This is a genomic window from Acidimicrobiales bacterium, assembly GCA_025455885.1.
Taxonomy (GTDB): Bacteria; Actinomycetota; Acidimicrobiia; order Acidimicrobiales; family Acidimicrobilacustridaceae; genus Rhabdothermincola_A.
Window position 1 is genome coordinate 25,523 of sequence record JALOLR010000021.1, and the last position, 10,184, is coordinate 35,706.

General features: G+C 70.7%; 8 protein-coding genes, 3 tRNA genes and 1 pseudogene. 8 read left to right on the plus strand and 4 right to left on the minus strand.

Annotated features, from left to right (window positions below):
- Nucleotides 1–9 precede the first annotated feature (9 nt).
- The 5 genes from MUE36_14795 to MUE36_14815 all read left to right on the plus strand — a co-directional run bounded on the left by MUE36_14795 (nt 10) and on the right by MUE36_14815 (nt 6,745).
- Nucleotides 10–1,557, plus strand: coding sequence for an NADH-quinone oxidoreductase subunit M (locus MUE36_14795; protein MCU0312201.1), 1,548 nt, complete (start codon nt 10–12; stop codon nt 1,555–1,557).
- A 3-nt stretch (nt 1,558–1,560) separates the two neighbouring features.
- Nucleotides 1,561–3,072: an NADH-quinone oxidoreductase subunit N gene (locus MUE36_14800; GenBank protein MCU0312202.1), complete on the plus strand. Its 1,512-nt coding sequence runs from the start codon at nt 1,561–1,563 to the stop codon at nt 3,070–3,072.
- Between the two features lie 13 nt (nt 3,073–3,085).
- The gene (locus tag MUE36_14805) at nt 3,086–4,222 is read left to right on the plus strand and encodes an SAM-dependent methyltransferase (protein ID MCU0312203.1); all 1,137 of its coding nucleotides are present in this window, start codon (nt 3,086–3,088) and stop codon (nt 4,220–4,222) included.
- Between the two features lie 73 nt (nt 4,223–4,295).
- A complete protein-coding gene (gene acs, locus MUE36_14810) occupies nt 4,296–6,233 on the plus strand; it encodes an acetate--CoA ligase (GenBank protein ID MCU0312204.1) in 1,938 nt (645 codons plus the stop codon).
- Between the two features lie 20 nt (nt 6,234–6,253).
- A complete protein-coding gene (locus MUE36_14815; GenBank protein MCU0312205.1) occupies nt 6,254–6,745 on the plus strand; it encodes a hypothetical protein in 492 nt (163 codons plus the stop codon).
- A 316-nt stretch (nt 6,746–7,061) separates the two neighbouring features.
- On the opposite strand, the gene MUE36_14820 is transcribed toward MUE36_14815, so the two are convergent.
- From MUE36_14820 to MUE36_14835, 4 genes are all read right to left on the minus strand, one after another.
- Entirely contained in the window at nt 7,062–7,550 is a 489-nt protein-coding gene (locus MUE36_14820; GenBank protein MCU0312206.1) for a YajQ family cyclic di-GMP-binding protein, read from the minus strand.
- Between the two features lie 86 nt (nt 7,551–7,636).
- Nucleotides 7,637–7,721: transfer RNA gene (locus MUE36_14825), tRNA-Tyr, on the minus strand.
- Nucleotides 7,722–7,733: 12 nt separating this feature from the next.
- Nucleotides 7,734–8,261 carry an N-acetyltransferase family protein gene (locus MUE36_14830; protein ID MCU0312207.1) on the minus strand — a complete coding sequence of 176 codons (528 nt, stop codon included), beginning with the start codon at nt 8,259–8,261 and terminating at the stop codon, nt 7,734–7,736.
- Between the two features lie 4 nt (nt 8,262–8,265).
- The gene (locus MUE36_14835) at nt 8,266–9,543 is read right to left on the minus strand and encodes a hypothetical protein (protein MCU0312208.1); all 1,278 of its coding nucleotides are present in this window, start codon (nt 9,541–9,543) and stop codon (nt 8,266–8,268) included.
- A 119-nt stretch (nt 9,544–9,662) separates the two neighbouring features.
- Between MUE36_14835 and MUE36_14840 the strand changes: the two genes are divergently transcribed.
- The 3 genes and pseudogenes from MUE36_14840 (at nt 9,663) to MUE36_14850 (ending at nt 10,184) form a co-directional block, all read left to right on the plus strand.
- Nucleotides 9,663–9,735, plus strand: a tRNA-Thr gene (locus MUE36_14840).
- A gap of 33 nt (nt 9,736–9,768) precedes the next feature.
- Nucleotides 9,769–9,845 (plus strand) — tRNA-Met (locus MUE36_14845).
- A 64-nt stretch (nt 9,846–9,909) separates the two neighbouring features.
- Nucleotides 9,910–10,184 (plus strand): annotated as a pseudogene (locus MUE36_14850) (GTP-binding protein).

A 10,184-nucleotide genomic window follows, 5' to 3' on the forward strand; every position in this document is an offset into this window, starting at 1 on the left:
GTCAAGCCGATGAACGACTTCTTGAACGACTGGGGCCTCAGCCTGGCGGTGTTCCTGCCGCTGGTCGGCGCCGCCGTGATGCTCGTGATCCCGAAGAGGGAAGAGGAGCTCCACAAGATCGTGGCCCTCGTCACGAGCCTCGTGGTGGCCGGCGTGGGCGTCGCCCTGTTCACCGAGTTCGACTACAGCGACGGCGGGCTGCAGTTCCTGGTCGACAAGGCCTGGATCCCGGTCATCAACAGCCGCTACATCGTCGGCATGGACGGGATCTCCCTCCCGCTCATCGCCCTCACGATGCTGGTCGTGCCGCTGTGCATCGTCTACTCGTGGAACCACTTCCCCGAGCCGCGCAACCCCAAGGCCTTCCTCATCCTCATCCTCATCCTCGAGACCGGGATGATCGGGACGTTCGTCGCGCAGGACCTGATCCTGTTCTTCGTGTTCTTCGAGGTCGTCCTGCTCCCGATGTACTTCATGATCGGCGTCTGGGGCGGCGAGAAGCGCCAGTACGCGTCGATGAAGTTCTTCCTCTACACCCTGTTCGGGTCGGCGCTGATGATCGTCAGCTTCCTGGCGCTGTACTTCCTGTCCGACGAGGTGATGGTCGACGGCGAGATGATGCACTCGTTCTCGATGATCCTCCTGCCCGACCTGGCGCAGGGGATCTCGATCGGTGCGGCACTGTGGATCTTCGGCGGCATGTTCATGGGGTTCGGCATCAAGGTCCCCATCTTCCCGTTCCACTCGTGGCTGCCCGACGCCCACACCCAGGCGCCCACCGTGGGTTCGGTCATCCTCGCCGCCGTGCTCCTGAAGCTCGGCACCTACGGCTTCGTGCGGATCGCCCTGCCGATCCTGCCCGAGGCGGCCGAGCGCTGGGCGCCCTTCATCGGGCTGTTGGCGGTGATCGGCATCATCTACGGCGCGCTGTGCTGCCTCGCCCAGACCGACATGAAACGGCTCATCGCCTTCTCCTCGGTCGCCCACATGGGCTTCGTGATGCTCGGCATCGCCACGCTGACCGACATCGGCATCAACGCCGCCATCTTCGGCATGGTCGCCCACGGCCTCATCACCGGGATGCTCTTCTTCGTGGCGGGCTCGGCCAAGGACCGCTACCACACCCTCGACATCTCCCGCCTGGGAGGCATGTTGAAGCAGGCCCCCCGGATGGGCTGGATCCTCGGTCTCTCGGCGATGGCCTCGCTCGGCCTCCCCGGCCTGGCCGGGTTCTGGGGCGAGTTCCCGGCGATCCTGGCCGCCTACAACCCGGGCGCCGATCTCAACGTCGGCCTGTTCCGGGTCTACATGGTGGTCGCCGCCCTCGGCACCGTGCTGGCGGCCGCCTACCTGTTGTGGATGTACCAGCGGGTCGCGTTCGGCACGCCCAAGGAGGAGTTCGCCGACAACCCCGAGATCAAGGACATGACGCTCACCGAGTACCTGGCCTGGACCCCGTTCGTGGTGTTGATCGTCGTGCTCGGCATCGTGCCCAACCTGATCTTCAAGGTCACCGACCCGGCCATCGTCACCACGATGTCGGCCTTCGGGATCTGACCCGTGCTCGCCCAGCTGGCCGTCCTCGCCTGGGAGACCCCCGCGGTCGACCTGCACGCCCTCGCGCCCGAGATCATCGTCGTGGCGACGGTCTGCGTGGTGCTGCTGGTCGACGCCTTCACGGGCGAGGACGCCCGCTGGACCGTGTCGTCGCTGTCCGGGATCGGCCTGCTCCTGGCCCTCGTCCCCATCGTCACCCTCGCCATGGACGGCACCGACCGGGTCATGTTCGGCGGCGCCTACGTGGTGGACGACTTCGCCCTGGTGCTGAAGGCGTTGTTCGTCCTGTCGGCCTACGTGGTCATCCTGCTCTCCACCAACTACATCGCCGAGGGCGACTACTGGGAGAGCGAGTACTACATGCTCGTCGTGGGCTCGGTGGTCGGCATGATGTTCATGGCGTCGAGCCGGGACCTCATCAGCCTCTTCGTGGCCCTCGAGATGCTCTCCATCCCCGCCTACATGCTGGCGTCCTGGCGCAAGCGCGACGTCAAGGGCAACGAGGCGGGCCTGAAGTACTACCTGATGGGTGTGTTCGCCTCCGCGATCCTGCTCTACGGGATGTCGTTGCTGTACGGCCTCACCGGCTCCACGATCCTGGCCGACATCGGTGAGGTCGTCGACGGGTCGGCCGACACCGCCCCCCTCGTGACGCTGGCCATCGTCTTCGTCGTGATCGGCTTCGCCTTCAAGGTCTCGGCGGTCCCGTTCCACTCGTGGGCGCCCGACACCTACGAGGGGGCCCCGACCCCGGTCACGGCCTTCTTCGCCGTGGCCACCAAGGCCGCCGGCTTCGTCGGGCTCATGGCCCTCGTCTTCGTGGGCTTCTACGGCCGCGAGGACGTCTACGGGCCCCTGCTGTGGGTGCTGGCCGTGCTCACCATGACCATCGGCAACCTCGTCGCGCTGCGCCAGACCAACGTCGTGCGCATGCTGGCCTACTCCGGCATCGCCCAGGCGGGGTACATCCTCGCCCCGCTGGCCGTGGCCGGCGCCAACGGCGACGTCGGCACCCAGTCGCTGCAGGCGATCGTGGTGTACCTGCTCATCTACGCCAGCATGAACCTCGGCGCCTTCGCCGTCGTCATCGCCGTGGCCCGCAAGACACGTTCGGCGGAGCTGTCCAGCTTCGGCGGCCTGTTCTCCTACGCCCCGGGCCTGACCGTCGCCATGACGCTGTTTCTGTTCGCGCTGGCCGGCATCCCGCCCGCCGCGGGGTGGTTCGGCAAGCTGGAGATCTTCCGTTCGCTGGTCAGCGCCGACAACCTCGCCGGGTACTCCCTCGCGGTGTTCGTCGCCGTGAACTCGGTGATCGCCTTCGCCTACTACGGGCGGCTCATGCGGGTGATGTGGATGGACGAGGCGCCCGACGGGGACCGCACGCCGATCAAGGTCCCGGCCTCCCTGGCGGCCGCCGTCGTGCTCACCGCGGTGCTCACCATCGTCATCGGGGTGTTCCCCGCGGTCTTCACCCGCTTCACCGACTCCGTCACGCTGCTCGGCCTCGGCGGCTGATCCACCGGCGTCCGTGGTGCCTGCCGCGGTCCCGCTGGCCGAGCGCCTCCGCCGCCGCATCGCCGACGAGGGCCCGCTGGCCTTCTCGGCGTTCATGGACGCCGCGCTCTACGACCCGGACGACGGGTTCTTCGCCTCCGGGGGCCGGGCGGGGGGTCGCGGCGACTTCCTGACCAGCGTCGAGGTGGGGCCCCTCTTCGGGGCGGTGCTGGCCCGGGCGCTCGACCGGTGGTGGGAGGAGCTCGGACGCCCCGACCCGTTCGTCGTCGCCGACGTCGGGGCCGGTCTCGGCACCCTGGCCCGCACGGTCACCCGCGCCGAGCCGCGGTGCACGCCGGCGCTGGTGTACGTGATGGTCGAGCGTTCGGAGCGCCAACGGCGGCGGCACGCCGAGCACCTGAGGGGCTTCGCCGGTGAGCTGGGAGTCGACGTCCCCGTCGACCTGGTCGTCCGACCCCGTGCGGGGGCGGGACCGGTCACGGTGTCCTCGGGAGCGCTCCCGCCGCCGGGCTTCACCGGCGTCGTGCTCGCCAACGAGCTGCTCGACAACGTGGCCTTCGACGTGGTCAGGGCCGGTACCGACGGTGGGGTCGAGGAGCTCCGGGTCGGGTCGGGCGACCACGGTGACTTCGTGGCGACGGTCGTCGCCCGCCCGGTCGCCGACGCCGCCGCGACCCTCGAGGGTGTGGCGGCCGGGGTGTGGGTACCGCACCAGGCGGCGGCCGCGGCGTGGGTGGGCGAGGTGCGCCGCCACCTCGACGCCGGCTTCGTGGTGGTCCTCGACTACCTGGTCACCGATCAGCGGCTCGCCCTGGTCGACGACCTCGGGTGGCTCCGGACGTTCCGGGGCCACGAGCGGGGGAGCCACCCGCTCGCCGAGCCCGGCAGCCAGGACATCACCGCGGACGTCGCTGTCGACCAGCTCCTCCGGCGCCAGCCCGGCGCGTCGGTGGTGACCCAGCGTGACTTCCTCCTTGCCCACGGGATCGACGAGCTCGTGGAGGAGGGCCGGCGCACGTGGGCCGAGCGGGCCCATCTCGGTGACCTCGAGGCGGTGCGCGGCCGCAGCCGGATCAGGGAGGCCGAGGCCCTGCTCGATCCCGCCGGCCTGGGAGCCTTCGGCGTGCTGCGGTGGACCGTCGATCCCTGACACCGGCCGGCCGGGCCGAGGGGACGGCCCACTAGTGTCCCGGCCGGAGACGACGCGAGAGGGGTGGGCCGCCGTGGGCGATCCGACGATCGAGGACTACTACTCCGAGGAGCGCCGGTTCCCGCCTCCGCCGGACTTCGTGGCGAAGGCCCTCGTCACGGACGACCGCCTCCATCGTGAGGCCGCCGCCGATGTCGAGGCGTTCTGGGCGCGCCAGGCCAGGGAGCTGCTGACCTGGTCCACGGACTTCTCGACCGTCCTCGAGTGGGACCTCCCCGACGCCCGCTGGTTCGTCGGCGGCGAGCTCAACGTCTCGGTCAACTGCCTCGACCGTCACGTCGACGCCGGGCTCGGCGACCGGGTCGCGTTCCACTGGGAGGGCGAACCCGGGGACACCCGCACCATCACCTACGCCGACCTGCTGGGCGAGGTGCAGCGCGTCGCCAACGTCTTGCGGTCGCTCGGCGTCGAGAAGGGCGACCGCGTCGCCATCTACATGCCGATGATCCCCGAGCTCCCCGTGGCCATGCTGGCCTGCACCCGCATCGGGGCCGCGCACTCGGTGATCTTCGGCGGCTTCTCGCCCGACTCGATCGTCGACCGGGTGAACGACGGGGGGTGCAAGGTCGTGGTCACCGCCGACGGGGGCCACCGCCGGGGGGCGCCGTCGCCGCTCAAGCCCAACGTCGACATCGCCCTGCCGAGCTGCCCGACCGTGACCGACGTGGTGGTGGTGCGCCGCACGGGTGGTGACGTCACCATGGTCGAGGGCCGCGACCACTGGTACCACGAGGTGGTCCCTGCCGCCGACCCGGTGTGTGAACCCGTCGCGATGGGCAGCGAGGACCTGCTCTACCTGCTGTACACCTCGGGCACCACGGCCAAGCCCAAGGGCATCATGCACACCACCGGGGGCTACCTCACCCAGGCCACGTTCACCCACCGCTACGTGTTCGACCTGCGACCCGAGACCGACGTGTACTGGTGCGGCGCCGACATCGGGTGGGTCACCGGCCACAGCTACATCGTCTACGGGCCGCTGGCCAACGCCGCGACCTCCGTCATCTACGAGGGCACCCCCGACACGCCGGGCCGCGACCGGCTCTGGTCGATCGTCGAGCGCTACGGGGTCACCCATCTCTACACCGCCCCCACCGCCATCCGGATGTTCATGAAGTGGGGCGAGGGCGAGCTCGAGGGCCACGACCTCTCGTCGCTGCGCCTCCTGGGGACCGTGGGCGAGCCCATCAACCCCGAGGCGTGGATGTGGTACCACACCCACGTCGGGGGTGGTCGGTGCCCGATCGTCGACACCTGGTGGCAGACCGAGACCGGGGCGCAGATGGTCAGCCCGCTCCCCGGGGTGACGACCCTCAAGCCGGGCTCGGCCACCCTCCCGCTCCCGGGCATCAGCATCGGCGTGGTCGACGACCACGGCGAACCGGTGACCGCCGGCGGCGGGTACCTGACCATCGACCGCCCCTGGCCGGGCATGCTGCGCGGCATCTGGGGCGATCCGGACCGGTTCCGGGAGACCTACTGGAGCCGGTTCCCGGGCCGCTACTTCGCGGGCGACGGCTGCAAGGTCGACGACGACGGGTACCTCTGGCTCCTCGGGCGCGTCGACGACGTGATGAACGTGTCGGGCCACCGGGTGTCGACGACCGAGGTCGAGAGCGCCCTCGTCGACCACCCTGCGGTGGCGGAGGCGGCCGTCGTGGGCGCCGAGGACCCGATCACCGGGCAGGCCATCGTCGGCTACGTCATCCTGCGGGGCTCCGCCGAGCCGACCGACGACCTGGTGGAGCAGATCCGCCAGCACGTGGCCGTGAGGATCGGCCCGACGGCGCGCCCGCAACGGGTGATCGTCGTCCCCGACCTGCCGAAGACCCGGAGCGGCAAGATCATGCGCCGGCTGCTGCGTGACGTCGCCGAGGGGCGCGACCTCGGTGACACCACCACGCTGGCCGACGCCGGCGTGGTCGAGTCGATCCGCGCCGCGGCCGGGTGAACCCGGGCCATGCTGGGGACGTGACGTTCCGCGAGCCCGACAACTGGCAGTGGCGCGACGGTCGGGTCCCGCCCGGGCCCGCGGTGGTGTTCGACATGGACGGGGTGCTCTCCGACGCCTCCACCCGCCAGCACTACCTCGACCGCCCGTTCCGCGACTGGGAGGCCTTCTTCGAGGCCTGCGGTGAGGACGAGCTGATCGCCGAGGTGGCCCGCCTCCTCGACGTGCTCGACCCCGACCTCCACGTGGTGCTGCTCACCGCCCGGCCGGGGAGGGTCCGGCCCCAGACCGTCGGGTGGCTGAAGCGCTACGACCTGCGCTGGGACCTGCTCGTGATGCGCGACTGGGACGACCACTGGTCGAGCCGGTCCTACAAGCAGCGCACCGTCGGTGAGCTCCGGGACTACGGCTTCGACCTGCGGCTGGCCTTCGAGGACGACCGCCGCAACGTCCACATGTTCCACACCGAGGGCGTCCCCTGCGTCTACATCCACTCCGGCTACTACGACTGAGTTTCGGGCCGAAAGGAGACCTTTCGGCCCGAGTTCGGTGGAGCCTCGCTCCGCTCGGCACTCACGGTCCTCGGAGGGGAACCCTCCTGCGGCCGTACTGCGGGGGCAACGCCCCCGCACCCCCGGGGGGGGGGGACCCTCCGGCGGCCGATCTGCGGGGGCCAAGGCCCCCGCATCCCCGGGGGAGAGCCTCCGGCGGCCGTTCTGCGGGGGCAACGCCCCGCATCCCCAGACCCCCCGGGGTCAGGCGGCGAGGGGAAGCGCCAGCGACCGAGGCGCATCGCGTTCCGAGGAGGCGCAGCCGACGAGGGCGCCGTCAATCGCGGAAGTTCTCGAACTGCAACGGGATGCCGAGGTCGGCGTCCTTCAGGGCGGCGATCACCGACTGGAGGTCGTCGCGCTTCTTGCCGGTGACCCGGACCTGGTCGCCCTGGGTCTGGGACTGCACGCCCTTGAGCCCGAGCGCCTTGATGGCCTTGTTGACTTCCCGGGCCTTGTCGGAGCTGATCCCCGCCGACAGCGTCGAGACCTGGCGCACCGTCCCCCCGGCGGCGTCCTCGACCTTGCCGTGCTCGATGCCCTTGAGCGAGACCTTGCGCTTGACGAGCTTCTCCTCGAGCACCTGGCGCAGGGCGTTGAGGCGGTCGGAGCTCGCCGACCGCATCTCGATCTCGGTCCCGTTCAGCTCGATCGACGAGCCGGTGTTCTTGAAGTCGAACCGCGTGGCCACCTCTCGGGCGGCCTGGTCGACGGCGTTGCGGACCTCCTGGAGGTCCACCTCGGAGACGATGTCGAAGCTCGGCATGTCCCGTTGTCTACCGCGACCGGAGGCCCGGCGCGCATCGACCGCCCCGGGGGGCGGTCGACATCACCCGGCCATGGGGCCGGAGCTGGTGGGCCGGGATGGATTCGAACCATCGAAGGCAGAACCGACGGGTTTACAGCCCGTTCCCTTTGGCCACTCGGGCACCGACCCAGCGGGGGAACTCTAGCGACGTGGCGCCCCGGGCTCGAAACCGGCGTCGACGGGCCCGAGCATCCGCTGCATCACCACGACGTCGAGCCAGTTCCCGAACTTGCGGCCGACCTCGCGCTCCACACCCACGACGTCGAACCCGACCCGGCGGTGCATCTCGATGGACGCGGTGTGGTGCCCGACGATCCTGGCCATCACGGTGTGGAAGCCCTGGGCGGTGGCGACGTCGACGATCTCGGTCAGCAGCGCCCGGCCGAGCCCGGTGCCGCGCCGGTCGTCGCGCACGTAGACCGAGTCCTCGACGGTGGTGCTGTAGGCGGGACGGTCCCGGTACACGGACAGCGAGGCGAACCCCACCACCTCGTCGTCCTCCTCGGCGACCACCACCGCGAGGGCCCCCGACCGGTCGCGGAGCCACTGCTGTTGCTCCTCCAGCGTGCGGGGGCGCAGGTCGAAGGTGACCGTCGAGCCGAGGACCTCGGCGTTGTAGATGTCGAGGATGGCCTGGGCGTCCCCGAGTCGGGCGAGGCGGAGCAGCACCGCCTCACCGTACCGGCGCGCCCTCCACCAGCCCGACCTCTCCGGTGAGGGCCTCGACGCGGCTCCACGCCGCGATGTCGGGGTCGCCGGTGAGGAAGATCACCTGCCGGGAGCGGGACGCCTCGACGAGCTCCTCGAGCATCGCCGGCTTGGCGGCCGGATCGAGGTCGACCAGCGGGTCGTCGCAGATGAGCGGCAGGGACTCCGAGGTCGGCCTGCCGACCGAGCGGATCCCGAGGTTGGCCCGCAGGCGCGTGAGCGCTTCGGCGGCGGCCTCGTCGACCGCCGGCCGAACCGCTGCCATGGGGCTGCGGTCCTCGGAGCGCCGTCGCGCCGCGGCGGCGTCACGGACCTCGTTGCGATGGGCGAGGGCCCACTCCACCTCGATGGTGCCCGCGAGCAGCCCCCACTCGGCGAGCGCGGCCCGGTGCGCGGCGGCGGCGTCGGTCATCTGGCGGCGACGGCTCTCCGAGCCCATCACCCGCTCGACCCTGGCGATCTGGAACGCCATGAACGACCCCGCGCCGGCCTCGTCGAGGGCCTCCTGCTCGGCGCGGCGGGCCTGTTCGACCACCTGCCACTGCCGAGCGGACCACGCCGTCATGACGCCGGCCAGGATCAGCAGGGGGACGGCCAGCCACCATCCGACGAGTGCGGCCACCGGAAGGGCGAGCAGGGCGGCGTTGGCGCCGAAGAGCAGCCACACGCGTTGGCGGCGCTGCTGCTCGGCCTGCGCGGCCTCGAAGGCGCGGTGGCGGTCGTCGACCGTGGCCACGAGGCCGGGGTCGAGGTCGTCGACGTCGCCGGCCACCTCGGCGAGCTCGTGGGCACGTTCGTTGACCTTGTCGGCCACCTCCCACAGCCGGGCCTGGTCGAGGCGGGCGAGGGTGGCGACGCGGTCCTCCACCGACGACCGGCTCTCCAGGTCGTCGGGCCCCAGCACCATCCGCTTCGTGGCCTCGCCGCGGACGACGCCGCAGCTCGCCGCGAGGTCGGGGCGGCCGTCGACGTCGGCGAAGGTCGCGGTGACGTCGACGGCGTGGTCGACGTCGACGACCCGGGCGGGACGGCCCGGCGGCCGGAAGACGGCGAGGTGGCGGTCGTCGTCGGCGCGGACCTCGAGGTGCAGGCCGCGGCGCCCTGGCCCGATCGCGGTGACGAGGGCCTGGGTGAGGCTCCTGCGCTCGGCGGGCTCGAGGCCCGAGACGACCGCGAAACGGGGGTGGAGGTCGAGCCGGAAGGCCCTCCCGTCGGACTCGAGCACCACGCGCGTCAACCTCACCTCTCGGTTCTCGACCGGTCCGGGAACCGCCTTGAGGGTCGCCGGGGGCGGAGTTGGGGAGCAAGGGGGGGCCGTGGCATAGTGGTCGCCCTGTGCCCGGCGTCTCGTGCGCCAGGCGCGCCCCCTTAGCTCAGTCGGCAGAGCGTTTCCATGGTAAGGAAAAGGTCGACAGTTCGATTCTGTCAGGGGGCTCCCTCCGGCGAGGCTCGGCCCCGTCGGGGTCTCGTCGGCGTAGCTCAGATGGTTAGAGCACTCGGCTCATAATCGAGTGGTCGTCGGTTCGAGTCCGACCGCCGACACCAACCCGTCTGGGCCCCCGGTCGGGCATCCCGCAGCACCTGCGAAAGGCACCCAGGAGACAGCACGATGGCGCGTGAGAAGTTCGAGCGGACCAAGCCCCATGCGAACGTCGGGACGATGGGCCACATCGACCACGGCAAGACGACGCTGACGGCGGCGATTCGCGAACATCGACAAGGCACCCGAGGAGCGTGAGCGGGGCATCACGATCAACATCGCCCACGTGGAGTACGAGACGGGGGACCGTCACTACGCCCACGTCGACATGCCCGGCCACGCCGACTACATCAAGAACATGATCACCGGTGCGGCCCAGGTCGACGGGGCGATCCTGGTGGTGT